This is a genomic window from Kaistia sp. SLG-1, assembly GCF_059699055.1.
This window is the reverse complement of record NZ_AP048544.1, coordinates 3297572-3323504: the sequence shown is the minus strand read 5'-3', so window position 1 is coordinate 3323504 and position 25933 is coordinate 3297572. Positions and strand designations below refer to the sequence as shown.

Below are 25933 nucleotides of genomic sequence, written 5' to 3'. Positions count from 1 at the left end.
CACTTCACCCTCTTGCCCAACCGACGCCCCTCAATGCTTGATGCTTATCGTCGCGAGAAGCTTTTCCCTCGTCGTCGCACCCACAACGCGGCCGCTCGCGTCGGTGACCAGAATCGGAAGGGGGCTGTCCGCGAGCGGAAGCAATTGTCCCAGACGATCGGTATCGCGCGCAAACCTGGACCGGTCCACGGAGAGTTTGCGCGTCTCGCGCGTTGAACAGTCTCGTTCAAGGATCGAAATCGATCCTGTCGGGTCCATGTCGATACTGAAGAGGCTGCTCTGATCTTCCGATTGGTTGAACCGTTCAATCGGCAGCATGATGTCTTTGGCCATCAGCATTCGCGCGCGATCGGCGTCACGGGTAAATTCGGCGACGAAGTCATCGGCAGGCGTAAGGATCAGGTCGGACGGGCTCCCGCATTGGACGACGCGCCCATCCTTCATCATGGCGATACGGTCGCCCAGAAGCAGCGCTTCCTGAATGTCGTGCGTGATGAACAAAATGGTTTTGTTCAGTTCCTTCTGCAGACGCAGCAATTCGATCTGCATTTCCCGGCGGATGACGGGATCGAGGGCGCTGAACGCCTCGTCCATCAGCAGGATATCCGGGTTGACAGCGAGGCTTCTTGCCAATCCGACGCGCTGCTTCATGCCGCCGCTCAGATTGTGCGGAAAGCGGCTCTCCCAGCCCGCCAGGCCGACCTGGCCCAGCAATTCCTTGGCGATAGCATAGCGCTCGGACTTCTCGACCCCGCGCAATTTCAGACCAAAGCAGACGTTGTCGATCACCGACTTGTGCGGCAGCAGGGCGAAGTGCTGAAAGACCATGGAGATCTTCGATAGCCTGAGCTCTCGCAGCCTCTCCTCCGAGACGGAGGTCAAGTCCTCCGCCCCAAATCGAACCGTTCCGGAGGTCGGGCGGATCAGCCGATTGATGCAGCGAAGCAAGGTGGACTTTCCGGAACCGGAAAGCCCCATGATCACGAAGATCTCGCCGCGATGCACATTCAACGTCGCGTCGGCGACCGCGACAAATGACTCGCACTCGTCCAGGATCTCCGCGCGTCCCTTGCCCTCCAGGGCAAGCTTGGCGGCGCGGGCCTCGTCACCACCGTAGATCTTGCACAAATGCTCTATGGCAAGCAGGATTTCGCGCTGGCTGTTGCGGTCTGCTACGGAAGCGATCGCATTCATTGACCTTCTCCCACTTGGCTCAACCAGTGCCTTGCCAGGTCGGTGCGCCGGCATATCCAGACATGGGGATTGGACCGTGCGAGGTCCAGGAACCGGGCTATGGCGCCGATGCGGCCGGGCCGCGAGCTCAGCCTGCAGTGCAGGGACACGGTCATCATCCGCGGCAACTCTTCGCCCTCGGCAACCAGCCATTCCATGGCATCGCGCAGATAGGCATAGAGCTGGTCACCCGTCTCGATGCCAGAGCCACGCGAAAAGCGGCTGTCATTGCAATCGAAGCTGTGCGGAACAACGAGATGCCGGTTGCCCGAGACAGTCACGGAATAGGGCAGGTCGTCATTGTAGTCGTCGCTGTCGAAGAGAAAGCCTCCGTGCTCGACGACCAGGCGCCTCGTATTGAGACTGGGGCGTCCGGTGTACCAGCCGGTAGGCTCAATACCGGTGATGGAGCGGATCGTCTCAACCGTCTGTGCGATGTGACGGCGTTCCTCGTTTTCGTCCAGCTCTTCGTAGTCGATCCAGCGCCATCCGTGACACACGATGTCGCTTCCCAAGGAGGCGATCACCTTGCCAACCTCAGGGTTCAGCTCGAGCGCCCGGCCGACAACGTAGAATGTCGGCGTGACCTGGCGTTCCGAGAAAAGCCGGGCAAGGCGCCAGATGCCGACGCGCGAGCCATATTCGTAGAGAGACTCCATGTTCCGGTCGCGGCGGCCGGCGATCGGGGGAGAAGGTGAGACGTCGGAGAGGATCGTCTCCGACCGGCCGTCGCCTTCGCCGATGCTGTATTCTGCGCCTTCCTCGTAGTTGATGACGAAGTTGAGCGCGACCCTCGCGTTGTTCGGCCATTGAACCTTTGGCGGATTCGGGCCGTAGCCGATCAAATCCCGATGTGGCTGATAGGTCATTCTTTGTCCTAGCAAGTCGATGAACGGGGAGGGGCGGGGGTCAGGCCGCCATCCATCCACCGTCGACCATCAGGTTGATGCCAGTGGTGTACGAAGAGAGATCGCTGGCGAGGTAGAGCGCGGCGTTTGCGATATCCTGCGGCTCGCCAAAGCGAGGCATCGGGGTCCGCATCTTGGAATAGGCCAGGGCATCCGGGTCCACGGCGACCCCAGGCTTCCCGGTCAGTATCTTCCCCGGTGCAATGGCATTGCAGATGATCAGATCTTTCGCGTAGTCAGCGGCGATCTGACGGGTCGCATAGACGCCGGCAGCCTTGGTCACGCCATAGGCAAAATCCTTCGGCGCCGAGACCATGCCATGCTGCGACGTGATGTTGATGATGCGGCCACGGACCTCATTCACGGGATCCTGGCGCAGCATCTTTTCGATCGCCTGCTTGCTGCAGTTGAAGAGCCCGGTGAGGTTCACCGAAACGACATGCGACCACTCTTCTTCGGTCGTTTCGGTCAGCTTCTTGCTGACATAGGTCGCCGCGTTGTTGACCAGGATATCCAGCCGCCCGGTCAGGCCGGTCGCGGTCTCGATCAGGTTCCGGACCGATTCCGCGCTGGCGATGTCCGTGGCCACGAATTGCCCGTATCCGCCAGCCTTCGTGATCAGCGCGGCGGTCGTTTCGCCGCCCTCCTTGGGCGTTTCCGTGATGTCCGCGATGAACACGGAGGCGCCTGCCGCCGCATAGGCGACGGCGATCGCCCTGCCGATGCCCGACGAAGCGCCGGTCACGATGGCCGTCTTGCCCGAAAGGAAGCCGGCAGGGAGTGGACTTGAAGAGGAGGTGTTCATGGCGTTCCTCAGAGCACGCGAATGGCGTCGGAATCGTAGGTAAGGCGCAGGCCACCTTCGGGCGTGATCAACACGTTGTCCGTCATGCCCAGGAAACTGATCCTCTCAGCCTTTTTCGCATCGTCGAAGACCAGGGAAGGATGGAACGAGACGACCTCGCCCTCGAGCAGCGGCTTGTCGTTGCCGGGGTAGCACATCCCTTCGATCGCATCGGCGCCGATCCCGTGCAGGCTGTAGTTCGATGGGCTGAGCCGGCATCCATATGCCGAAAGAAGCGGTTCAATCGAAGCGAAGACCTCTGCGCCGGTGACGCCAGGGCGCATGGCCTCGAGAGCCGTCGCCCATACCTGATCCAGCATCGCCCAGAATTCCACGATCTCGGCGGATGGCGCGCCGAAGCAGTAGGACCGGCGCAATTCGAGCCAGTATCCGGAGGGGCCCGGAGACTCGATCCAGAGCATGAAGGCATCGTCCCGCTCGATGCGCCGATTGGATCCGTAGCTGACGGCGTTGAACGGGGTCGTCGCCATGGCGACCTTCACATCGCGGCAGCCATGCAGCTTGGCCAGCCGCGCGGCGGCGCCGGCAATGTCGGATTCCTGCACGCCGGGACGGATTTCAGCCTCCATGGCCTGGAAGATCTTCCGGAACACGGCGGAGATTTGCTGGAGGTTGGCCAGTTCCTCGGGGCTCTTGACGCGGCGGACGTGCTCAAACTCATCCGTGGCGTCGACAAACTCGATCGAGGCCGGCGCGGACTCGGTCATTTCCTTCATGTGGATCGCCGATATCGCGTCCGAGAGGCCAACGACGCCCACCTTGCCGGAAAGAATGTTCTCCTTGCCGAGAACCTCTCCGATCACATGGCCGGGCTGGGCGCTGACATGGAACTGCTCGGCCCAATTGGTGCGGCGAGCCTGGCCCAGGCCGACAACCGGCGTGGTGATGAAGATGGGGGCGCCGCTATGCGTGATCACGACGAATGAATCAGCCGTGAACTGGAAGACATCGGACGTATAGAGGACGCGGCCGCGGAAGCGCAGGTCGCTCTTGCCCGAGATCACGATGGCTTCCAGCGCGTTGCTCGTCATCATCGCGCGCAGCTCAGCAAGCCGCCGGCTCCGCTCTTCGTCGCTGGTCAGTCGGATCTGCGCACTTTTGCCCATGTCGTCCACGGCAGGAAATGTCGATCCGACAAAGCTCTTTGCAGTCATTCTAGTCTGGCCTCGGTTTATATGGCGCTGGGGCTGCAGGGGGCGATGTGCTCCCCCGCAGCGGGGAACTGACGTCCGTCAGTCCTGCAGGCTTGGGATTGTCGCGAACTACTGAGTGGCGCGCGCCTGCTTCAGCCACGCGTCGAACTGCGCCCGGTTGTCCGCGACCCACTTCTCGGCATGGCCGATCACTTCCTTTTCGGACGACTGCCCCTGATGGATCAGCAGGTTCTCGGCATTGACGTCCGCAAGCGGAATGCGCACCGCGGAAAGGAAGGCATTCGCCGACGGATTGCGCTTCAGGAATTCGTTGTTGGCCAGGATCATGATGTCGTTGACCGGAAAGCCGCTTGTCGACGTGCCGCAGGGCTCGTCTGCACTGCAATTGGCGGGATCGACCGTCAGCCAGACCGTCTGCTCGCCCGGCTTCATCTCGGCCGTCGTCCAATTGGGTGTCCAGGTATAGAAGAACACCGGCTTGCCGCTCTTGAAGCGGGCCAGGACGTCGGAGATCAGGACCGAGTACTCGCCCTGATTATGGTCGACGGTGTCCTTGAGGCCGATCTTGGCGATCTCGTTGTTGATGATCTTCTCGGAACCCCAGCCCGGGTTCGCGCCGGCGAGGTCGGCCTTGCCGTTTCCGTTCGTGTCGAACAGCGCCGCGATGGCGGGATCCTTGAACTGCTCCAGGCTCTTGATGTTGTGGGCGTCGGCCGTCGCCTTGTCTATGAGGTAGCCCTGCGAGGCGCCCGCAATGGTCGGGCCCAGGCGCGTGGTCAGGTCCTTGACGGCGTCATAGAACGTCTGGTGCAGCGGAACCCATTCGTCGACCGCATAGTCGCAGTCGCCCATGGCGATGGATTGGTGGACCAGCGGGACCGAGAGCGTCTTCGGCATGTCGACCTTATAGCCGAGCTCGCGCAGGCCGAGGATCGGGATCATCTGGTGAAAGAGACCCTCGATAGACGTCGAGGTGCAGGTAACGACGGTTTTACCACCGTTCGGTTCCTGGGCGTTGGCTGTGCCAACCAGCGCGGTCATTGCCGCGGCGCAGAAGATGGCAAGTTTTGTTGATTTGGTCTTGTTCGTATTCATGGTAATTACCCTCTGGTATATTGTTGTATTGTTATTTTTTAGTTGCTGGAGTGACGATTGACGAATGCCTGGCCAATGCGATCCGTGATGATCGCGATCAGGACGATTGCCAGACCTGCCGTTGCGGCGACCCCGACATCCAGGCGATTGATGCCCGAATACACGGCAAGCCCCAGTCCGCCGGCGCCGATCAGCGCGGCGATGACCACCATGCTCAGCGACAACATCAGCGACTGGTTGATGCCCGTCACGATCGTCGGCATCGCAAGCGGAACCTGAATTTCCCTGAGAAGCTGCATGCTTGTGCAGCCAAAGGCGCGACCCGCCTCAACCATTTCCTCGTCGACTTCCCTGAGGCCCAGGCTCGTCAGGCGGATCGTCGGGGGCAATGCGACGATAATCGTGGCGATGACGGCGGGCACATTGCCGATGCCGAAAAGCATGACGATCGGGACCAGGTAGACGAAGGTCGGCGTAGTCTGCATGGCATCCAGCACAGGTCGGATGAACTTTTCCAGCCGGCTGCTGCGCGATGCGAGAATGCCAATCGGAACGCCGATGACGACGCAGAAGATCACCGAGGTAAGCACCATGGCGACCGTCGTCATGGCCATGTCCCATAGTCCTAGGAAGCCGATGAGGAGGAAGCCCGCGATGCTCCAGACGGCCAGTCGGGGCCCGGATGCCCGCCATGCCAGCAGTCCGATTGCGACCACGGTTATCAGGGCGGGAACGCCTCGCAGGAACTGGTCAAGGAGTTCCAACGAGTTCGAGACAGGCCATTTGATGGCCAGAAACACCGGCCGGAGGTGAATGACTGCCCACAGGATGGTGGTCTGGATCCACTCGTTTGCCGGGATTGTGAACCCGGCGAAAAGTTCGTTGAGCTTGTACATGGAACTAACCCTTTCGCGTCCGATGATGCGCCAGCCTCTCGGTTGCGTATGATCCCAACGCGAACAATATTTTGCTAAAAGCGAATGACGATGGAGAGGTCCGGACCTGAGCACGATCGGAAGTGCGAACAGCGCGTTGCGCGGATCCTGAGCCAGGAAAAGGGGCTCGCCGCGGGGCCTGAAGTGCCTGCTGCAGGCGTCGAAATGGCCGGGCTCCGCCAAGCGCCGCCGCGTTCGCAATCGAGTACGGACCCTGGCTCGCCACCAATGCGAAACGGCGGCGAGACTTTGCCTCGCCGCCGTTCTCGTCATTTTGCCCGAGGCATCCCGATGCGCTTGCGGGTCCGAAGCGTGGCGCGGGTTCTACGTTGAAGCGCCGGGCTTGAGAACTTGTCCCCTGAAGCCCGGCGCGTATTGACCGTTTTGAACAGCGAGCTGGCCGCGAAGATACACCTGCTCCAGCGCCATCTGGACTTGCATCCCGTCGAACAGGGTGTATCCGGCCTTGCTGATCTGGTCGGCATTCAGAATACGTGTCGAACGTCCCGGGTCGACAACAAGGATGTCGGCGTCATGGCCCTTGGCCACCATGCCCTTGCGTCCGCCGAGGCCGAAGCGCTTTGCCGGACGTTCCGCCGAGACCCGCACCAGGTCGCACTGGGAAAGCACGCCGTCCTCGACCAGCTTGAGCATGGCGGGGAGAAGCGTTTGGACGCCGGGCATGCCGCCGGGAATGGCAGCGAACGTCTCGTACGCGGCTTCCTTCTCCAAAATCGTGTGCGGCGCGTGGTCGGTGGCCACGATGTCGATCACGCCGTCTTTTACCGCGGCTCGGAGCGCAGCGACGTCCTCCGCCGTTCGGAACGGCGGCGACCCCTTGGCTAGGGCTCCCTTGGTTTCGTAGATGCGCTGATCGAAGAACAGGCATTGAACCGTGGTTTCGACGGTAACGTCGCAAAGATCCTTGAGCCTGCGAACGACTTCGACGCCCAGTCGTGAATTGACCTGCCGAATGTGAATGGCGCAGCCCGTGGCAATGGCCGCCATCATGGCTCTGGCGATGCCCATGGCCTCGGCGGTCGGCGGGCGCGATCGGCAGAAGGCATCGAAGCCGACCTGCTGGGCTAGCGGGAGCTTGCTCCAGCTGTCGAGGAGCGACTGATCTCCCGGGCTGACGCCGGCGACCGCATGGACCTTCGCAACCCGCTCCAGGGCGCGTTGAACTTTGGCGAGATCATCATGCAGAAACGGATTCGGCACATCCGCGGTGAAGACCTCGAAGGAGACGGCGCCGCATTCGCGCATCGGCCCCAGCGACTGCACATCGTGCCGGACAGCGACCTGCAGGCCGATGTCGCATCGCAGGCGCTGGTCGGCTAGCGCCACCTTGTCGGCGAAATCCTCTTCGCTGGCGGTATACGGTTCGTCGGTGGGCATGACGAGGGCCGTGGTCACGCCACCGACGATCGCCGCCGTGCTTCCGCTGACGAAGTCCTCTTTCTCGGTCATCCCAGGATCGCGAAAGTGCACATGGGCGTCGACCAGGCCGGGCAGCAGAAGCTTGCCCCGGCAGTCGATCTCCTCGGCCCCTTCGAACCCGCCCTCCTGGACGAGGTCCAGGATCCTGTCGCCCTCGACCAGTACGTCCGCCCGGAGCAGCCCCGCGCTCGTGATCACCGTCCCGTTGCGAAAAGCCTTGCGAGGCGTGTTCTCACCGAACATCAGAGCGACACGACCGGTTTGTGGCATTCCATCCAATGGCGGGCGATGTCGATCCGGCGCGGAACCCAGACGGCCTCCTTCTCGGCGATATAGGCCATGAAGCGCTCCAGGGAGCGGATGCGCCCCGGCCGACCGATAATCCGGCTGTGCAGCGCGACCGACATCATCTTCGGGGCGACCGCTCCCTCTTCATACAGGCAGTCGAAGCTGTCCTTCAGATAGGTGAAGAACTGCTCGCCCTCGCTGAAGGTCCCGATCGCGGTCTGGAACTTCATGTCGGACGTATCGGACGTGTAGGGCACCACGAGATGCGGGCGACCATAGTCGTGGTTCCAGTACGGCAGGTCGTCGGCATAGGAATCGGCATCGTAGAGAAAGCCTTCTTCGATGCTGAGACGCCGCGAGTTCGGGCTGAGGCGTCCCGCATAGAACCCGAGCGGACGCTCGCCAAGCACCTCCTCGTGGGCCGCGATCGCCCGACGGATGTGATCGCGCTCCACGGCCTCCGGCACGTCCTGGTAGCTGATCCAGCGCCATCCGTGCGTGGCGATCTCATGCCCGGCGTCGCGCATTGCGCGGATGGTATCCGGCGTTCTCAGGACGGCCATGCCGACCGCAAAGCAGGTGAACGGCATGCGATATTTGTCGAACAGGCGCAGGATGCGCCAGACCCCGGCCCGAGCACCATATTCGTAGAAGGACTCGACGATGAAGTTGCGCCTGCCGTCCAGCGGCAGGGCGGCCGTCTCGGAAAGGTGGGATTCCGAATGGGAGTCGCCGTGCAGAATGCAGTGCTCGCCGCCTTCTTCCACGTTCAGCACGAACTGAACGGCAATTCGCGCTCCGCCCGGCCAGGCGGCATGGGGCGGTTGGTCTGCGTACCCGATGAGGTCACGGGGATAGGGCTGGGCTGACACGGGCTTTCCTCGCAAGGATCGTTGGGCGGAATGGGATGGCGGCGCTCGCCCGGTTCAGGACCGGGCAGGCGACGTCGCCGGGCAGCGGTTGGCCGGGTCCTGTTCGACCCAATCCCGATAGCGCTCGAGCTGCTCTTTGAGCGGACGCGGCTGCCAGCTGAGATCCCGCATGCGGCTGGTGTCGTAGGCGTTGTAGCGACCTCGGGTCAGCGACGGATCGGCCGTGACGTCGGCCTCGGCCGCCGCGGTCTCAACGTAGGAGAACCGGGGCTCGACCGAGCGAAAGGCCTCCAGCAGGTCCCTTATCGAGAGGTGCTGTCCGGAGGCGATGTTGTAGACATCATGGGGAAGGCCGGGCTGAAGCAGGAGCCTGGTGAAGGCGAGGGCGATTTCCTCGGCGCTGATGATGTCCATCTTCGCGTCCAGCGCAGCGGAAGAGACCTTGAGCGGCCTTGCCTCGAGGACCGCCCGCATCATGCCGTAGGGCAGCGAAAGGGTCGTGCGCGCGCCTGTCGCCCGTTCCATCGGCCCGAAGACATCGGCGAAGCGGACGCGTAGCGTCTCGAAGCCGAACAGCTTTCCGTACCGTCTGACGATGAGCTCGCTGGTATATTTGGAAACGGCATAAAGCTCCGGCGGGTCGAACGGCCCATCCTCACCCTGCGGCTCGACAGGCGAGCGCTCGGAGGGCTCGCCATACACGCCGCCTGTGCTGATGTAGACGAACCGGCGGAGTCCGCTGTCAGCTTTGACGGCTTCCAGCAGCGAGACGGTCCCGTTGATGTTGACGTCGATGAAGACGCTCGGGTCGTCCCGCTCCAGTTGGGCCTGATGCGTGATCGCCGCCGCGTGGATGACCTCCTGCGGCCGATAGGTTTCGACCACATCGCGCATCAGCGCCTTGTCGCGGATATCGCCAAAGACATGCTCGACGCGATCCGCGTACGGCCGGAGGTGCTCCTGCGCCAGGTCGTCGCCCTTGTATTTGTCAAAGACGATGACCCGGGCTTCCGGTACCGCGCTGAGATACTCCTTCGCGACATTACTGACGATGAAGCCCGCGGCGCCGGTGATCAGAACGGTATTTGTCATGGTGTTGGACGGGCCAGACATCAACTAGATCCTAGCCTCTCGTTCTGCTCTCTCGTGCCATCCGGGCATACGATTGGCGGCGAAGCAGTTGATGGCCGATGCGAGCAGCGCCTGCCGTCGCTCCGAATCCATGTCTCCCGCCAGACGGAGGGCAATCGCCTCGTCGAAGTCGACGATACCGCGCTGCGGAGCCTGGTCCTCGTTGAGGCCCTGTCGCGCCTTCGAGAAGTATTCGGTCGCAAGCTCGTGTTTCCCCAGGAGTGCTGCCATCCGGGCGGCGCTGAGTTCGAGCGACGTATTGGTCCAATCGCCGACGCCGTCGGCGATCAGCGCTTCGGTGAATGCGAGGAAAGCCGAAGCGTACTTCACGTCGAGCATGTCCCAGATGGCGTGGGAGGCTCGGCCGACCGCGCCGTTGAACGCCCAGTCGCGCGGCTGGAGCAGCGGCAGGATGGCCATCAGCTCATCGAGATAGACGCGAGCATCGTCGAAGCGGCCGAGGCGCGCATAGGCCTGCGCGGTCATCGCGGCTTCCACGATATGCACGGGGCTGCCGGCGCCTTCGTGCATGGCGACCGCCATGGCCCAATGTTCCGCGACCGCGAGCCAATCGCCCTCGCGATACCATGCGAAGTTCGATTCCATCGAAATCTCGGGATAGAGATCGCCGCCGCTCTTGGTGCCGGCATGCTCGTAGATCAGGTAGTCCGGCCCCAGGCGCCACACCGTCTCCCGCGCCTTGACGCGCGTTTCGTCGGCACGATCCAGTTCGCCATTGGCAAGAAGCGCCATGGAGAGGCGAACCAGCGACTTGGCCTGCTCCTCGATCCAGCCGGTCTGCTGATGCATATTGGCCTGCTTTTCGAGCAGCTCGCAGGCGCGCGCAAAGCCTCCATACCGGTACATCAGCGTTTCCGCCGCGACCGACAGAGCCCTGGAGCGTCCGGAGAGGCTTTGCCAACTCTCGGATGTCGTCAGCATGGCGTCCAGGTCTGCCTTGGACCACCAATCGTAGACATAGAGGGTACGCGCGAAGTCCTCCTCCGTTCCAAGCTCTCTGGCGATGCGCGTGGCCTTCTGGTTCGCGCCGAGCCAGCGCCCCTGCGTCACGCGTCCGCTGGCAATGCTCGCGATCTCAGGCGGCTCGAGCAGCTCGACCCTGGCCCAGGCAATCCCGTCGCTCGATCCCGCGAGGCGCTCGAGGAGCGGGGAAAGCTGCGTCTGGCTCAGCCCCGCATCGCAGAAGGCCAGGGCGATTTCGGAAAGTGAACCGGGATCCAACTGTCCGGTCTTGTCGTGCTCGAGCCACAAGGCGAGGTAGCGTTCGGCCTCTTCGCTGCGGTTGTTTTCCGCGTGGCTCTTGATCAGCTCGATCAGGATGTCCCATTGCTGGTCCGCGTCCGCGGCGAGCTCCAGACATCGGCTCAGGTACTTGGCCACGAATTCCGCGGCGCCGATGCTCTTTGCCCATGTCGCGGCATCGGCCCACTGGCCGGCCGAAGCCGTGTCGGACGAGGCATCCGAGGCGACGGGGAGCGCCTCGACAGTAGGCAGGGGCAGCTTGAACGGACTCGTTTCCGCCTGGCCCTCGTCAGGATTGGCGACCGCGTTGAGCCGGGAATGGGGGAATGAGCCCTTGATGCGGGACAGCGAAGCCTCGTCTCCGGCATCGACCGTCCCCGCCACGAATACCCGCATGTCTGCGAGGAACGGCGACAGGAAACTCAGGAGCTGAAGCGACGCTTCATCGCTCCGGTCCAGCCGGTGAAACAGGATGGCCAGCGGCTTTGCCTTGGAGGCATGGTCGAGGAGCTGGCGGACGGCGTCGAAGGTCCGGTAGCGCGCATGATGGGCGTTAAGCAGGGGCAGGCTCAAGTCTCGGCCGTTCACAAAATTGCCGAGCACGCGACGTTCGGTTTCGCCGAGACCGGCTACGTCGGCCGACAAGCCGCCGACCAAGGCCCGCCACGGCCCAAACGGCTCGCCCGGGAAACCTTCAACGACGAAATAGCGCAGCTGCCCGCCCTCTATGGAGCTTGCGAACACCTGATCGAAGGTCGTTTCGCCAGATTGCCTAGTGTCGATGAGCAGCAGCCCGCTCTGGCCATGATGGAGCGGATTCCGGAAAAACGTCGGAAAGTCAGGACCGAGAAACGAGATATCGTTGTCCAAGCATCGGCTGCACATGCGCGTCAAAATCCTGATGGAAGTGAAGTTCGGAAGCTGTTGGGCTGAATGTAGCCGGCCCAGAGTCATCAGCGATAATATTATTTGCATAGGCCACATATCCGTTTTTCTGATACGTGAAGGCGAGATGGTCGCTGCCAGCCGAAAGGCGTCCCTCACAGGCAGAGGCCGCGTTCTCGTCGCCGGGATTCGCGGGCACGGATGATCGAGGTTCGGGAAATTGCGCTTCAGCCTGACTCAGCTCACTTATTTCGTGACGGCGGCCAACATTGGCAGCGTCAGTGCTGCGGCCAGAAGGCTCAGCATTTCCCAGCCTTCGATCTCGGCTGCCATCAGCCACCTCGAAGACCTGTTCGGCGCGGCATTGGTAACGCGCCACAACCGGCACGGGATACGCCTGACGGCCGAGGGGAAGATCGTCTTCGAGCAGGCCCTCAAGCTGCTCGACCAGGCCCAGGACCTCGAGCAGTCGTTGGGCGTTGACCCGCGTTTCGTCGCGGGGAGGGTATCGCTAGGCTGCTTCGACCCGATTGCCTCTTATTATCTCCCAGCGCTGATGCGCCGGCTGACGCTGGAATTTCCCAAGCTCGACGTCCAGTACTACCTGAAAGATCAGCCTGAGCTGCATCAGTCCTTGCTCAACAATGATCTGAATCTGGCCATCACATACGATACCGGCATGTGGGAGGACGTATCGTCGATCACGCTCTGGCATGTCTCGCCGTTTGTCCTGCTTCCGAAGGGCCATAGGCTTTCGGGGCGACCCGGCGTCAGTCTGGGAGACATCGTCGACGAAGACTACATCCTGATCGACTGGCCGGAGAGCAAGCAGTACCAGTTGTCCCTGTTCACGCGGACCGGGCGCGTGCCCCGCGTCACGCGGTACGCGGCCAATCTGGAGATGCTGCGTGGAATGGTCGCCCACGGACTTGGCGTCGCCATTTCCGTCACGCGGCCCGTCGGTGACATCAGCTACGATGGGGCGCCGCTTGTCTGCATTCCCATTCTGGATTCGGTGCCGCCGCAACCCGTGGTTCTGTCGTTCGCGAAGAACCGATCCATGACCAGAGCGACCCAGGCACTGCTCGAGTTCATCGTGAACTATTTCAAGACCGGAGCCTGACACCCGATCCGACGGTAGACGTCCTTCTGCCAGGGAGCGCTTAGACCGACTTATCCTCGGAGCTTCGCAGGAACACAAGGCCGGGGGAGGGGTTCCGGCTGACGTTTGACCGCGACGGGTCCACGACCGAGGTCGCCCGTCGAGGGAAGCGAGGCGGCCCGCCAAAATCGCTTTGCTCGTCCGCAGCGGGTCTCTGATCCTCGTAAAGGGCTCAGTTGTTGTCCTCGGGGCGTCGCAGCAAGGCCCTCGCACGCTATGGCGGCTCCGCATACCTACGAGTGGCATCGGGCAGATCCGACGCGGTCCTGCTGCGCCATCCTGTGGGCGGATTGGGACCAATTAGCGACGCCTTTTACTAAGAACGGGCCGCCAAAGCCTCTTACGCTGCCCTGATCAAAAGGGAGGCATTCTGCCGAATGTATGCGCCTGGGGCGTCATGAGAGGGCCGGAAGCGCCGCTCCGGAAAAGCACGAACCCTACATCCGCAGAAAGCTTCTTGTCCGAATCGCTGTTGAGCCGGCCGTTACGGAGTTCATCTTGTCGCCACATCCACTGCGGCGCATGCCGTAACCAAGAATTGCATTCAGAATAGAATGAAGGCGACTAAATGTCCATAAATATTGTCCAGGCCCTGAAGCAGGTCTCGACTGCGACAATTACTACGTTTTTGTTCCAGAAGGGGCTGAAAAATGTCTGGATACGGCGCGCCTCGCCGCTGCGTCCGGGCCAGGAGCGTCAGGTTGGTCCTGCTTTTACGCTGCGGTTCGTTCCGGCGCGGGAGGATCTGGCGACGGAAAGCATCTGGAGCGCGCCTATTTCAACCCGGGCTGCCGTTGAGGACATGTCCGCGGGCTGTATCGCGGTTGCGGATACCGGGGGCGTTACGCATGCGGGCTCGTTCGGCGATATACTGTGCGCCCGGATGAAGGTGATCGGTGTTTCGGGCTTGGTGACCGATGGGGCGATCCGGGATCGAGATGCCATCGAGGAAATCGGATTCCCGGTGTGGTCCAATGGAGTATCTTCATCTCCATCGACGAGCGGCCTGACCTTTGTAGACTGGCAGAGACCGATATCGTGCGGTGGGGTTGCTGTATTTCCCGGCGATTACATCGTTGCCGACGGTGACGGCGCCGTTGTTGTACCGCCTCGCTATGCGGAACAAATTGCAGCACAGGGCCCTGACGAGGAAAAGCTGGACCTCTGGGTTCGGGAACAGGTTCTCAGCGGCGCGCGGCTGACGGACATCTATCCGCCGGATGAGGCCGTGCGGGAGCGGTTTCGAGCCTCCGCGATCCGAAACCGCTAGCGAACGCCCCTCGCCACAGAAAGCACGATCGATCAAGGCCGATCCGATCGTGCGCACGAGGGGCCTGCGCCCGGCCAGATGCCGAGCAAAAAACCACAAAATTGGGAGTCTGTTATGGATCTGGGATTGAGTGGCAAGACGGCCCTCGTGCTTGGTGCCGGTGGCGGCCTTGGCGGCGCGATCGCAAAAACGCTGGCGGAGGAAGGTGCGCGGATTGCCGTCGCGGACATCAACCTGGAGGCCGCCGAGAAGACGGCAGCCGACATTCGCGCCAAGGGTGGATCGGCGGCGGCCATCGAATGGGATCTCGCCGATCTCACGAAGATAGCCCCCAATCTTGCCGCCATCGAAGAGAAGCTCGGCTCGGTCGACGTCCTGGTGAACATCACTGGGGGCCCGCCACCGACGCTGGTTTCCGGCCAGAGCGTCGAGAGCTGGCGGAAATACTTCGACAGCATGGTCCTGTCAGTCATCGCGATCACCGACGCCGTGCTGCCGAAGATGCGTGAAAACAGGTGGGGTCGCATCATCACGTCGACCTCGTCGGGCGTCATCGCACCCATCGCCAATCTGGGCCTTTCCAACTCGCTGCGGATGTCGCTGCTGGGTTGGTCGAAGACCCTTGCCGGCGAGGTGGGCAAGGATGGCGTGACGGTCAACGTCATCCTGCCAGGCCGCGTCGCGACGCAGCGCATCACGTTCCTCGATGCGCAAAAGGCGGAGCGCGAAGGCAAATCCGTCGAGGAAGTGGCCGCAGCCAGTACGAGTTCGATTCCCCTTGGTCGCTACGGCGATCCGCAGGAATATGCCGATGTCGTTGCCTTCATGGCGAGCAGACGCTCGTCCTACCTGACGGGCTCGGTCATCCGCGTCGATGGCGGCCTGATCGCCAGCGTGTGAGACAAGTTGAGGCACGTAATCGGCGTGCGAAGAGCGCCCCCCTAATTGGCGCTCTCGCTGTGAGCGCTCCTTCGGCTGTCCATCTGGTCCTGAACGAGGGAGCTTGAGTTGCGGCGCCTCAGCGCGGGGACCTTTGTCGGCTGCGCTCAAGTCGGACAGCGGGGGGCGCATTGGCTGGGTCCAGCTTCAGCCCTCGCGAAAATCATCAAAGCCGAGGCGTCTGTAGAGTCGCTCCGCCCCGGAGGGATTGTCCGCTTCGACTTTCAGGCACAGTCGCTGCGAGCCTCTACGTGTGAACACGTTCAGGATGTACTGGAGCAGCGCTTCGCCAAGTCCCTGCCGCCGCCAACTGGCGTCAACGGCGAGGTCCTTGATGAAGCCGCTGGTCCAGCACTGGGCGAAGGCGATCACGCGTCCCGAAGCATCCAGAACCGGAAACACGAGCGCCGGATCGTATTCCGGATCATCGAGTAGCGCGTCGAGCCAGAGCCGATACTCCGGCACCGCGCCACCGCCCTGGGCGTAGGCGGATTGCAGCAGTCGATGCGAGGCTTCGGCCAGTTGCGGCGTGAACTCGACCAGCCGAGCCCCTTCCGGCCATTCAGGCAGATGCGCCGTGTCGGGATCCAGCTTCTTGCAGAGATGGAGATAAGGCTTTGCGCTCATTCGAAAGATGTTTCTTTCATCGATAGGAGGGCTGCGCCGGGGAGAGGGCGGGCCGCACGGTCGCGTCCCCGTGTAGCCGCACGACGTAATCGCTGGGAAGCGGTGAATGCTCCGCCGGGAGCCGGAGCGGCGGTTCGGTGTGGGCGAGGGCCATGGATCGCACCCACCGCCTCGCGCTAGCAGGCGTCAAAGACGTCGTCTCAATCCGATTTTTCGCGACGGATGTGCCCTTTGGGAAGGTGATTTCGTCCGGATTTGTCCGAACATAGTTGTGCTCAGGATTCGCACATGAAGACTGGGCAGCCTGAGGATATTTTATGCAAGTAATTGTATTTGCATGCTAATTTAATTTGCAGAGCCCGTTCCCGCTTGACGGCCGTCGGCAAGCAGATAGCGTCTCGGCCGTAAGAGAAATGCCTCTCGTCTTTGTGTCGGCCGAACGGCTTTCTCCCGCAAATAGCATCAGGTCGCAGTAACGGGCTTCATGGCGGTCATCGCCGTGAGCAACGGCTTGGTGTGTCCTTTAGAGAGGAGCAGGCCGTTGTTGCTCGATATCCAGGGCGTGACCACGACCTTCCCGTCCGCGTCGGGAACCGTCCGCGCGGTCAATGATGTCAGCTTCACGATCGATCGCGGCGAGGTGGTCGCGGTGGTCGGGGAATCCGGCTCCGGCAAGAGCGTCACGGCGCTGAGCGTGACGCGCCTCGTGCCGCAGCCGCCGGCGATCATCGAAAAGGGGTCCGCTTTTCTCGACGGGGTCGACATTCTGGCGCTGCCGCCCGCCCAACTGCGCAAGGTGCTCGGCAATCGGATCGCGATGCTGTTCCAGAACGCCTATTCGGCGCTGCATCCGATGCGCAGGGTCGGCGACCAGCTGATCGAGACGATCCGGTTCCACCGCAACGTCTCTCGCTTTGAGGCCGACAGGATCGGCCGGGCGATCCTGAGCGACATCGGCTTCGCCGATCCGGTGGGGCTGATGCGGTGCTATTCCTATCAGGTGAGCGCCGGCGACGCGCAGCGCGCCATGCTGGCGCTGGCGCTGGCGGGCGAGCCGGATCTCCTGATCGCCGACGAGCCGACCTCGCTTCTGGACGCGGTCGCCCAGGACGAAATCCTGATCCAGCTGAAGGAGATCCAGTCCCGAACCGGCATGGCGGTCTGGCTGATCACCCATGATTTCGGCGTGGTCTCGCGCCTCGCCGATCGCGTGGTCGTCATGTATGCCGGCCGCGCCGTGGAAGTGGGGCCGGCGGCCGACCTGCTCGACAGGCCCTATCATCCCTATTCGCGGGGCCTGATCGCCTCCGTGCCCTCCGATGGTGGCCATGGCAGGCTGCGCCAGATCCCGGGCGAAATCCCGGATTTGACCGCGCTCCCGTCCGGATGCTCGTTCCGCCCGCGCTGCGACAAGGCATCCGATCGCTGCGGGATCCAGCTCCCCGAAACCTATCCGGTAAGCCCAGAGCGAGCGGCGCGCTGCTGGCTCTATGCCGAGGCATGAGGCTGCGATGACTGAGACACCCACCCTGGTGCGGCTGCGCCAGATCTGCTTCCGCGTCGGCAGCAAGGACATCCTCGAGGACATCGACCTCGAAATCCGGGCTGGCGAAACCTTCGGGCTCGTGGGCCCTTCCGGTTCCGGCAAGTCGACCGTCGGCCGCATCATTCTGGGCCTGCTGCGCCAGACCCATGGCGAGGTCTTCTACGACGGCAAGAAGCTTGATTTCCGCTGGAAGGAATCCGGCGCGAAGCGCAGCGAAATCCAGATGATCTTCCAGAATCCGCTGGCCGCCTTCAATCCGCGCCGGCAGATCGGCGAGAGCCTGGAACTGCCGATGCGCAATTTCGGCGTCACCCAGCGCGGCGAGATACGCGATCGCATTGCCGAGACGCTGACCCAGGTTGGTCTCGATCCGCGTTTCGCCATGCGCTACCCGCACGAGCTTTCCGGCGGCCAGTGCCAGCGCGCCGGCATCGCGCGCGCGCTGGTGTCCCGCCCGCGCTTCATCTTCCTCGACGAGCCGCTTTCGGCGCTCGATGTCTCGGTCCAGGCGCAGGTCGCCAACCTGCTCAAGGACCTGCAGGCTTCGCTGGGGCTGACCTACCTCTTCGTGGCGAACAATCTGCTCATGGGCCGCTACATGAGCGACCGCGTCGCGGTCCTGGACAAGGGCCGCGTCATCGAGAGCGGCGCTGTCGATCAGATCTTCGAGCAGCCCGAACATCCCTTCACCCGCCGTCTCATCAACGCCTCGCTGTCGGCGAGGCACCATTCCTTACATCCACTGTGACAACAGGAGCGTCACAACAATGTTGGGCAAGTCACTACTCAGAACTGTCATGCTCGCCAGTGCGTTGCTGTTGTCGGCGGCGCCGGTATCCCTGCTGCGCGCCGAGGAGCCGAAGCCCGGCGGAAGCCTCATCATCGGCGCCGAGACCGATATCGGCACGCGCGATCCCGCCGTGAGCGAATCCGGCGCGGCGGCCCGCGTCAACCAGCTGGTCTTCGAAGGGCTCGTCGCCCGCGACTACACGGTCGATACCAAGGGCGCGCCGCCGCCGATCATCCCGGTCCTCGCCACCAGCTGGGACGTCAGCGACGACGGGCTGCAATACATCTTTCACCTGCGCCCTGGCGTGAAGTTTCACGATGGCACGCCGTTCAACGCCGATGCGGTCGTGTTCAACGTCCGCCGCGTCTGGGATCCGAAGTTCGAGTTCTACAATTCGCGTGGCGCCGGCATTCCGCAGTTCCGCTATCTGTATCTGAAGGGCATCGAGGCCAAGGACGACGCGACCGTCGTCTTCACGCTGTCGCAGCGCAACGCCTTCTTCATCGACCAGCTGGCCGAAGGCGCGTCGCCGGGTCTGCCGACCATCGCCAGCCCGACCTCGATCAAGACCTACGGCAATGACGATGTCGGCAATCACCCGGCCGGGACGGGGCCGTTCAAGGTCACGGAGCAGGTCAAGGGCGAGTACATCACGCTCGACAAGAACCCGGACTACTGGAACAAGCCTTACCCGTATCTCGACCAGCTGATCTTCCGCCAGATCCCGGATTCGACGACGCGGGTGAACGCGCTGCGCGCCGGCGAGGTGGATCTGATCATCTCGGTTCCGCCTGACGACGTCGAGCCGTTGAAGGGCGAAGGCTACACCGTCGCCATGGGTCCGCTGCCGCATATCTGGTACGTCGATTTCAACGCCAAGACCGGTCCCTTCGCCAACCAGAAGGTGCGCCAGGCCGTCTCCATGGCGATCGACAAGGAGGGCATGGCCCGCGAGCTGCTGCGCGGCACCGCGAAGCCGTCCTTCTCCATGGTCTCGTCCTCGTCGCCGGCCTACGATCCGAACTGGAAGGAGCCGTATCCGTATGACCCCGTGAAGGCCAAGGCGCTGCTCGCCGAGGCGGGCTATCCGGACGGGTTCAAGACGGTCTACGAGGAATCTACCTCCGGTTCCGGCCAGATCATGCCGGTCCAAATGGCAGAATGGATCCAGCGCGACCTGCGCAAGATCGGCGTCGACGTCACGCTCCAGACCTATGAGTGGAACACCTATCTCGGCCGCTGGCTCAAGGGCCTCGAGGACAATGTCGGGATGAACCAGCAGTCGTGGGGATCGAACTCCGACTTCTGGCTGCAGGTTCCGCTGCAGAGCAAGTCCTGGGGCAATTCCGGCCATGTCAACGATGCCGAGGTCGACACCATGCTGACCGGCATGATCGGCGCCACGGACCAGAAGGCCCGCATCGACCTGGCCCGCAAGCTGGCCGAGCGGGACATGGAGCAGGCCTATCACCTGCCGGTGGTGAGCGACATGGGCGCCTATGCGATGGCGTCCAAGGTCAAGGGCTTCATCCGGGCCGCGGACTGGATCGAATCCTACAACACCATCTGGATCTCCGAGTAAGCGAGCGGGGCAGGCCGGATGGCCTGCCCCTTTTTCCGGATTGATCGACTTGTTTCTGGAAAGCGAGGCAGACGCATGCTCCGGTTCATCGCCAATCGGCTGATCGTCGTTCCCTTCATCCTCTTCGGCATGTCGCTGCTGGTCTTCTTCTTGATGCGGCTGATCCCGGGCGATGCGGCTGCGGTCCTGCTCGGCCCCTATGCGACGCCCGAAGCCGTCGCCGAACTCCGGCGCGGCCTCGGCCTCGATCTGCCGGCGGTCCAGCAATACGGGATCTGGCTCAAGCACGTGATCGTCGGTGATTTCGGCCGCTCGATCTCGTTCAGCATGCCGGTGCTCGACGTTCTCGTGCCGCGGGCGCTGAACAGCCTGCTCCTGACGCTCGCCGCCTTCCTGATCGCCTCCGTCTTCGGCATCGGCCTCGGCGTGCTCGCGGCGGTGAAGCAGAACAGCCGGATCGACAAGATCTCGGTGACCGGCTCGCTGCTTTTGGCCAATGCGCCGCCCTTCTGGCTAGGCTTTCTGCTCGCGATCTATTTCGCCCTGCATCTGAAGCTGCTGCCGTCCTCGGGAATGACGGTAGTCGGCAGGCCGTCCGGTCCGCTGGTGATCCTCAGCCACCTGATCCTGCCGGCCGTCACGGCGGCGCTCATTCCGCTCGCGGTCATCCTCCGGCTCACCCGCGCCGCCATGATCGACATCCTGAAGCAGCAATATGTGACGGCGGCGCGCGCCCGCGGCTTTTCCGAATGGCGCGTGATCACGGGCTATGCCCTGCGCAATGCCATGCCCGGCATCGTCAACATCTGCGGCCTGCAGCTCGGCTATCTCTTCGGCACGGCGCTGTTCAGCGAGGTGGTCTTCAACTGGCCGGGCATCGGCCAGCTCATGTACAACTCGATCATTTCCCGCGACGTGCCGGTCATTCAGGCCGTCGTGCTGTGCGTCGGCGCCTTGTTTGTCCTCGTCAATTTCATCTCCGACATCACCCAGGCAGCGCTGGACCCGCGCGTGCGCGCCTAGCCGCGCCCGAGCCGTCCGTATCCGACAGGAGACATCCATGACAGACGCCGCCATCGACACGGGCGATGTTGTCCAGCAGGCGCAGGCCGCCACGCATCAGTCGCAGGCCGTGCTCGCCTGGAGAACCTTCACAAGGGACCGCATCGCCACGATCAGCCTCGTGGTGATCGTGATCGTGTCGCTCGTCGCGATCCTCGCGCCGTGGATCGCTCCCTACGATCCCTACAGCGCCGGCGATCACGTGCGGCGCCTGCTTCCGCCCTTCTCGGAGGGGCACTTTCTGGGAACGGACGGGCAGGGCCGCGATATATTGAGCCGGCTGATCTGGGGCGGCCGCGTCTCGCTGCCGATCGGCATCCTGCCGCCGCTCGCGACGGCGATCGTGGCCCTGACGCTCGGCATCACCGCCGGCTTCTTCGGCGGGCGCGTCGCCGCCATCATCATGCGGCCGCTCGACGTGCTCTTTGCCTTCCCGATGGTGCTCCTGGCCGTCGCGGTCTCGGCCGTGCTCGGGCCGGGCGTCGTCAACATCATGCTGTCGATGTCGATCGTGATGATCCCGTACTTCACCCGGGTCGTCTATATCGAGGCGGCATCTATCCGGAACCGGGACTATATCGACGCGGCGCGCGTCGCCGGCAGCTCGACGGGCCAGATCCTGTTCCAGGAAGTCCTGCCCAACGTGCTGGCGCCGGTGCTCACCTACGCCACCACGGCGATCGGGTCGATGATCGTCTTTGCCTCCGGGCTGTCCTTCCTCGGGCTCGGCGTGCAGCCGCCGATTTCGGACTGGGGCATCATGTCGTCGGACGGGCTCAAGGTGCTGGGCGGCAGTCCGCATGTGGCCACCATACCCGGCATCATCATCGTCATCGTCGCGCTCTCCTTCAACTTCGTCGGCGACGGCATCCGCGATGCCATGGACCCGCGCCAGCGCACGATCATGAAGCGCTGACCCATGCACGCGCCAATCCGGCGGCGGGACGATAGATGGGCCGTCCTGACCGCCGTCAGCATCACCTTCAGCCTGACGATCCTCAACGTCACCATCGTCAACGTGGCGATGGCCGATATCCGTCAGGCGCTCGGCGCGACGATGGAATCGCTGCAATGGATGACGACGGTCTATCTGATGATCTTCGCCAGCCTGCTGGTGGCCGGCGGCTTCATCGCCGACCGCATGGGCCCGGCCTTGCTGTTCATGATCGGCACGGCGGTGTTCGTCACGGCCTCGTTGGTCGGCGGGCTGGCCGGGAGCATGAGCTGGCTGATGGTTGGCCGGATCGGGCAAGGCGTCGGGGCGGCGCTGGCCGTGCCGACGTCGCTGACGCTGATCAAGCAGAGCTTCCCCCACGGTCCCGAGCAGGCGCGCGCCATCAGTCTCTGGATCGGTTGCTCAAGCCTGTCGCTGGCGGTCGGGATGTATCTCGGCGGCGCGCTGGTGGAATGGCTCGGCTGGCAGAGCATCTTCTTCCTCAATCTGCCGGTCGGGCTCGCCGCGCTCCTGCTGGGGCGAGCCCTATGGCGGGACCAATTGGCCGGCCCCCGGGACCGCATCTCGGTGCTCAGGCAGCTGGACCTGCCGGGGCTGGTGCTCTCGATCGTCGCGCTGGCCACGCTGACCTGGACCTGCATCGAGCTGGGGGCAGGGCAGGTGAGCCGTACCTTCCTCGTCTCGTTCGGCGCCTTCCTCGCCGCCGCCACGGCCTTCCTGCTCGTCGAGCGCCGCAGCGCCAACCCGCTGATGCCCCTGACGCTGATCCGGCAATCCGACGTCTGGCGTGGCTGCCTCTCGGGCATCCTCGTCAGCTTCTGCTTCTACGGCCTGTTGTTCTTCCTCGGCGTGTTCTTCCAGTTCCAGCTCGGCTATTCGCCCAGCCAGACCGGTCTCGCCTTCCTGCCGATGACCGGCACCACCGTGTTCGGGAACATGATCGGTGGGCAGCTGACGGTCACGCAGGGGCCGCACCGCACCATTTCGATCGGCGCCGCGATGGGTCTGTCCGGGGCGCTCGCCTCGATCCCGGGCCTGAGGGAGGGCGTCGCCATCTACGCCTGCCTGGCCCTGATCGGCCTCGGCGTGGCGATCGCCGTGCCGGCCATGACCTTCCTGGTGGTCCGCCGAACGGGCCCCGGCATGGCGAGCCTCGTATCCGGACTGCTGAACACGACGCGCCAGATCGGCGCCGTGCTCGGCATCGGCCTCTTCGGCGCCTTCGCCAATCTCTACCAGGGGCATCTCGACGATGCGTTTCCGATCGTCCTCGGCATGTCGGGACTGGCCTTCGCCGTCTGCCTGATCATCAACGCCGAGCCGCCTGCGAAAATCAGGATCCGTTAGTTCCCCCCAAACCCGGCCTGGCCCGTGAGGAGTGACCATGAAGAGACCGGTATTCGACATGACCGTCGAAGCAATGCAGGCGCTGGCCCGCCTGTTCGAGATCAACCTTGAAGGCCTGGACGAGGTGGCGCTGGCGGAACAGCTCCGCGGCGGCTTCGCGGCCCTGGCCGATCTGCGCAAGATCGATACGGCAGGCGTCGAGCCCTTCGTGGTCTTCCCGATCGATCGGGTGCAGGCATGAGCGCGGCGCTGTCCGACGAGCAGCTGGCGTTCCTGCCGCTGGGCGAGCTCGCCGCCCGGATCGCCGAAGGCGAGGTGACGTCCGTTCGGGTCACGGAGCTCATGCTGTCGCGGATCGCCGCCCACAATCCGCAGCTCAACTGCTACATCTCCGTCTGCACCGAGGCGGCGCTGGCGCAGGCGAGGGCGATGGACGCTTTGCGCGCGGAAGGCATCCGCCTCGGCTCGCTGCACGGCGTGCCGATCGCGATCAAGGACAACATGGAAACCGCCGGCGTGCGCACCACGGGCGGCTCCCCGCTCTATGCCGACCATGTTCCCGAGCGCGATTCCACCGTGGTCGAACGGCTTCGCTGCGCCGGCGCGGTGATCCTCGGCAAGCTCAACATGTACGAGCTGGCCTTTGGCGGCGTGCATCCGGATTTCGGCGAGACCCGCAATCCCTGGAATCTCGAGCGGGCCTGCGGCGCCTCCAGCAGCGGCTCCGGCTCGGCGGTCGCGGCGGGCCTCGCCTATGCGGCGTTCGGCTCCGATACCGGCGGCTCGATCCGGTTGCCGGCCGCCGCCTGCGGCATCGTGGGCCTCAAGGCGACCTATGGCGTGGTCAGCCGGGCAGGGGTGCTGCCGGTCGGCTATAGCCTCGATCATATCGGCCCGATGACCCGCACGGTGACCGATACCGCGATCCTGATGCAGGTGCTGGCCGGCCCCGATCCGCGCGATCCGGCCGGCAGCGAGCGCCCCGCGCCCGACTATCTCTCCGGCATCGAGCTCGGCATCGATGGCCTGCGCATCGGCGTCCCGCGCCGGCAGGCGAACGAGCGCATCGGGCAGGAGATGCTCGCCGCCTTCCATGCGAGCCTGAACCTGCTGCGGCGGGCCGGCGCGCGCCTGGTCGAGATCGAGCTCCCCGATCATCTGGCGTCGCGCAGCCTGATGTGGGCGATCGCCGCCTCGGAGCTGGCCGAAGCGCATCGCGACTTCCTGCACGAGCGGCCGAACGATTATTCGCCGCGGGTTCGCGGTCTGATCACCCAGGGCGCCTTCCTGCCCGCGACCGAATACATCCACGCCCAGCGCGTCCGCCAGACGATCGCGCGGAGCTATGCCGAAATCATGCAGAGCGTCGATCTGATCGCGATGCCGGTCGTGCCCTTCCCGGCCTGGCGGGTCGGCGATGAGGACGTCACCTATGACAACGTCACGGAAAACCTGATGAGCGGCATGACGCGCTATTGTCCGCCGTTCAACATCACTGGCCAGCCGGCGATCGCCCTGCCGGCCGGCTTCGATTCCGTCGGCCTGCCGCTCTCGTTCCAGATTGCCGGGCGCCTGCACGAGGATGCGCTGGTGCTGCGCGCCGCGCGGGCGTTCGAAAGGCTGGCTGGTCCGCGCCCCAGCCCGGTCCTGCCGCCCGTCGCCGCCTGAGCCGAAGTACCAAAAGAAAAGCCCTGCGGAGGAGGCTCTCCGCAGGGCTATTGGTTTCGCTTACCGGCCGCTGGATGGCGCGACCGGCAGCCGGCCGGGGAGGCTAGGCCGCCGCGATCTCGTTCGCGCCGGTGATCAGGCGGATCACTTCTTCCGGGGTGGTCGTCGCCGTCTTCCGGCTGCCGGCGACGCGGCCGCGCCGCATGATCCAGACCGTCTCGCAGAGCTCGAACACCTGCCGCAGATTATGGCTGATGATCAGAACTGCCATGCCCTGTTCCTTCAACCGCTTGATGATGTCCTCGACATGCTTCGTCTCCTGCACGCCGAGGGCCGCCGTCGGCTCGTCCATGATGACGAGGCGCGAGCCCCAGCCGACGGCCCGGGCGATCGCCACCGTCTGGCGCTGGCCGCCCGAAAGGTTGAGCACGGCGTCGCCGAGGCGGGGGATGTGAACGCCGGTTCTCGCCAGCAGTTCGACCGCCTTCTTCTTCATCCGGTCATGGGCGAGCAGGCTCAGCGGCCCGAAGCGAAGCCTGAATTCTTCTCGTCCCAGAAACAGGTTGGAGGCCACGTCGAGGTGATCGGCCAGCGCGAGGTTCTGATAGACTGTCTCGATCCCGACCTTCCGCGCGTCGACCGGCGACGCGAACTGGCAGTCCTGCCCGTCGAACCGGAGGGTTCCGCTGTCGGGCCGGATCGCGCCGGTGAGCGCCCGAACCAGGGTCGACTTGCCGGCGCCATTGTCGCCGACGAGGGCGACATGCTCGCCGGGGCGGATGGAGAAGTTGACCCCGTCAAGGGCGGCGACGCCGCCATAGTGCTTGCTGATCCCCCGTGCATCGAGCAGCAGTTCATCCGCGCCGGGCTTGGCGCCATGACCTTCACGCACGCTTGTCTGAAGCTCCATAACCAA

23 protein-coding genes are annotated in these 25933 nt (G+C 63.7%); 11 read left to right on the top strand and 12 right to left on the bottom strand.

Going from position 1 to position 25933, the window contains the following annotated elements; translation table 11 throughout:
• Nucleotides 1-30 precede the first annotated feature (30 nt).
• The 10 genes from AC6HZP_RS15085 to AC6HZP_RS15040 all read right to left on the bottom strand — a co-directional run bounded on the left by AC6HZP_RS15085 (nucleotide 31) and on the right by AC6HZP_RS15040 (nucleotide 12054).
• The gene (locus AC6HZP_RS15085) at nucleotides 31-1194 is read right to left on the bottom strand and encodes a quaternary amine ABC transporter ATP-binding protein (protein WP_497523533.1); all 1164 of its coding nucleotides are present in this window, start codon (nucleotides 1192-1194) and stop codon (nucleotides 31-33) included.
• On the bottom strand, nucleotides 1191-2102 hold the full coding sequence (locus AC6HZP_RS15080) for an allantoinase PuuE (RefSeq protein WP_497523532.1): 912 nt from the start codon (nucleotides 2100-2102) through the stop codon (nucleotides 1191-1193). Before AC6HZP_RS15080 ends, AC6HZP_RS15085 begins: the two co-directional genes overlap by 4 nt.
• A 40-nt stretch (nucleotides 2103-2142) precedes the next feature.
• On the bottom strand, nucleotides 2143-2946 hold the full coding sequence (locus AC6HZP_RS15075) for an SDR family NAD(P)-dependent oxidoreductase (RefSeq protein ID WP_497523531.1): 804 nt from the start codon (nucleotides 2944-2946) through the stop codon (nucleotides 2143-2145).
• Nucleotides 2947-2954: 8 nt separating this feature from the next.
• On the bottom strand, nucleotides 2955-4160 hold the full coding sequence (locus AC6HZP_RS15070) for a M24 family metallopeptidase (RefSeq protein WP_497523530.1): 1206 nt from the start codon (nucleotides 4158-4160) through the stop codon (nucleotides 2955-2957).
• Nucleotides 4161-4268: 108 nt separating this feature from the next.
• Entirely contained in the window at nucleotides 4269-5255 is a 987-nt protein-coding gene (gene proX, locus AC6HZP_RS15065; RefSeq protein ID WP_497523529.1) for a glycine betaine/L-proline ABC transporter substrate-binding protein ProX, read from the bottom strand.
• 38 nt (nucleotides 5256-5293) lie between these two features.
• Nucleotides 5294-6151: an ABC transporter permease gene (locus AC6HZP_RS15060; RefSeq protein ID WP_497523528.1), complete on the bottom strand. Its 858-nt coding sequence runs from the start codon at nucleotides 6149-6151 to the stop codon at nucleotides 5294-5296.
• A gap of 363 nt (nucleotides 6152-6514) precedes the next feature.
• On the bottom strand, nucleotides 6515-7900 hold the full coding sequence (locus AC6HZP_RS15055) for a dihydroorotase (RefSeq protein WP_497523527.1): 1386 nt from the start codon (nucleotides 7898-7900) through the stop codon (nucleotides 6515-6517).
• Nucleotides 7873-8790 (bottom strand): allantoinase PuuE, encoded by a 918-nt coding sequence (gene puuE / locus AC6HZP_RS15050; RefSeq protein WP_497523526.1) that lies wholly within the window; start codon nucleotides 8788-8790, stop codon nucleotides 7873-7875. Before puuE ends, AC6HZP_RS15055 begins: the two co-directional genes overlap by 28 nt.
• Before the next feature lie 54 nt (nucleotides 8791-8844).
• Complete coding sequence (locus AC6HZP_RS15045) at nucleotides 8845-9903, bottom strand: NAD-dependent epimerase/dehydratase family protein (protein ID WP_497523525.1); 1059 nt, start codon at nucleotides 9901-9903, stop codon at nucleotides 8845-8847.
• Between the two features lie 3 nt (nucleotides 9904-9906).
• Entirely contained in the window at nucleotides 9907-12054 is a 2148-nt protein-coding gene (locus AC6HZP_RS15040; RefSeq protein ID WP_497523524.1) for an ATP-binding protein, read from the bottom strand.
• 235 nt (nucleotides 12055-12289) lie between these two features.
• On the opposite strand from AC6HZP_RS15040, the gene AC6HZP_RS15035 reads away from it, so the two are divergent.
• The 3 genes from AC6HZP_RS15035 to AC6HZP_RS15025 all read left to right on the top strand — a co-directional run bounded on the left by AC6HZP_RS15035 (nucleotide 12290) and on the right by AC6HZP_RS15025 (nucleotide 15401).
• The gene (locus AC6HZP_RS15035; RefSeq protein ID WP_497523523.1) at nucleotides 12290-13192 is read left to right on the top strand and encodes a LysR family transcriptional regulator; all 903 of its coding nucleotides are present in this window, start codon (nucleotides 12290-12292) and stop codon (nucleotides 13190-13192) included.
• Between the two features lie 607 nt (nucleotides 13193-13799).
• Nucleotides 13800-14501 (top strand): ribonuclease activity regulator RraA, encoded by a 702-nt coding sequence (locus tag AC6HZP_RS15030; RefSeq protein ID WP_497523522.1) that lies wholly within the window; start codon nucleotides 13800-13802, stop codon nucleotides 14499-14501.
• A 114-nt stretch (nucleotides 14502-14615) separates the two neighbouring features.
• The gene (locus AC6HZP_RS15025) at nucleotides 14616-15401 is read left to right on the top strand and encodes an SDR family oxidoreductase (RefSeq protein ID WP_497523521.1); all 786 of its coding nucleotides are present in this window, start codon (nucleotides 14616-14618) and stop codon (nucleotides 15399-15401) included.
• 186 nt (nucleotides 15402-15587) lie between these two features.
• On the opposite strand, the gene AC6HZP_RS15020 is transcribed toward AC6HZP_RS15025, so the two are convergent.
• A complete protein-coding gene (locus AC6HZP_RS15020) occupies nucleotides 15588-16067 on the bottom strand; it encodes a GNAT family N-acetyltransferase (protein ID WP_497523520.1) in 480 nt (159 codons plus the stop codon).
• 541 nt (nucleotides 16068-16608) lie between these two features.
• On the opposite strand from AC6HZP_RS15020, the gene AC6HZP_RS15015 reads away from it, so the two are divergent.
• The 8 genes from AC6HZP_RS15015 (at nucleotide 16609) to AC6HZP_RS14980 (ending at nucleotide 25017) form a co-directional block, all read left to right on the top strand.
• A complete protein-coding gene (locus tag AC6HZP_RS15015; RefSeq protein WP_497523519.1) occupies nucleotides 16609-17571 on the top strand; it encodes an ABC transporter ATP-binding protein in 963 nt (320 codons plus the stop codon).
• A gap of 7 nt (nucleotides 17572-17578) precedes the next feature.
• Nucleotides 17579-18361 (top strand): ABC transporter ATP-binding protein, encoded by a 783-nt coding sequence (locus AC6HZP_RS15010; RefSeq protein WP_497523518.1) that lies wholly within the window; start codon nucleotides 17579-17581, stop codon nucleotides 18359-18361.
• Between the two features lie 19 nt (nucleotides 18362-18380).
• Entirely contained in the window at nucleotides 18381-19985 is a 1605-nt protein-coding gene (locus AC6HZP_RS15005; RefSeq protein WP_497523517.1) for an ABC transporter substrate-binding protein, read from the top strand.
• A gap of 75 nt (nucleotides 19986-20060) precedes the next feature.
• Nucleotides 20061-21008, top strand: coding sequence for an ABC transporter permease (locus AC6HZP_RS15000; RefSeq protein ID WP_497523516.1), 948 nt, complete (start codon nucleotides 20061-20063; stop codon nucleotides 21006-21008).
• 37 nt (nucleotides 21009-21045) lie between these two features.
• Nucleotides 21046-21963 (top strand): ABC transporter permease, encoded by a 918-nt coding sequence (locus tag AC6HZP_RS14995; protein ID WP_497523515.1) that lies wholly within the window; start codon nucleotides 21046-21048, stop codon nucleotides 21961-21963.
• Nucleotides 21964-21966: 3 nt separating this feature from the next.
• Nucleotides 21967-23349: an MFS transporter gene (locus tag AC6HZP_RS14990; RefSeq protein ID WP_497523514.1), complete on the top strand. Its 1383-nt coding sequence runs from the start codon at nucleotides 21967-21969 to the stop codon at nucleotides 23347-23349.
• 37 nt (nucleotides 23350-23386) lie between these two features.
• Nucleotides 23387-23590: a hypothetical protein gene (locus AC6HZP_RS14985; RefSeq protein ID WP_497523513.1), complete on the top strand. Its 204-nt coding sequence runs from the start codon at nucleotides 23387-23389 to the stop codon at nucleotides 23588-23590.
• Nucleotides 23587-25017 (top strand): amidase, encoded by a 1431-nt coding sequence (locus AC6HZP_RS14980; RefSeq protein WP_497523512.1) that lies wholly within the window; start codon nucleotides 23587-23589, stop codon nucleotides 25015-25017. Before AC6HZP_RS14985 ends, AC6HZP_RS14980 begins: the two co-directional genes overlap by 4 nt.
• A gap of 103 nt (nucleotides 25018-25120) precedes the next feature.
• Here the strand turns inward: AC6HZP_RS14980 and AC6HZP_RS14975 are convergent, their stop codons facing one another.
• Entirely contained in the window at nucleotides 25121-25927 is an 807-nt protein-coding gene (locus tag AC6HZP_RS14975; protein WP_497523511.1) for an ATP-binding cassette domain-containing protein, read from the bottom strand.
• Nucleotides 25928-25933 lie beyond the last annotated feature (6 nt).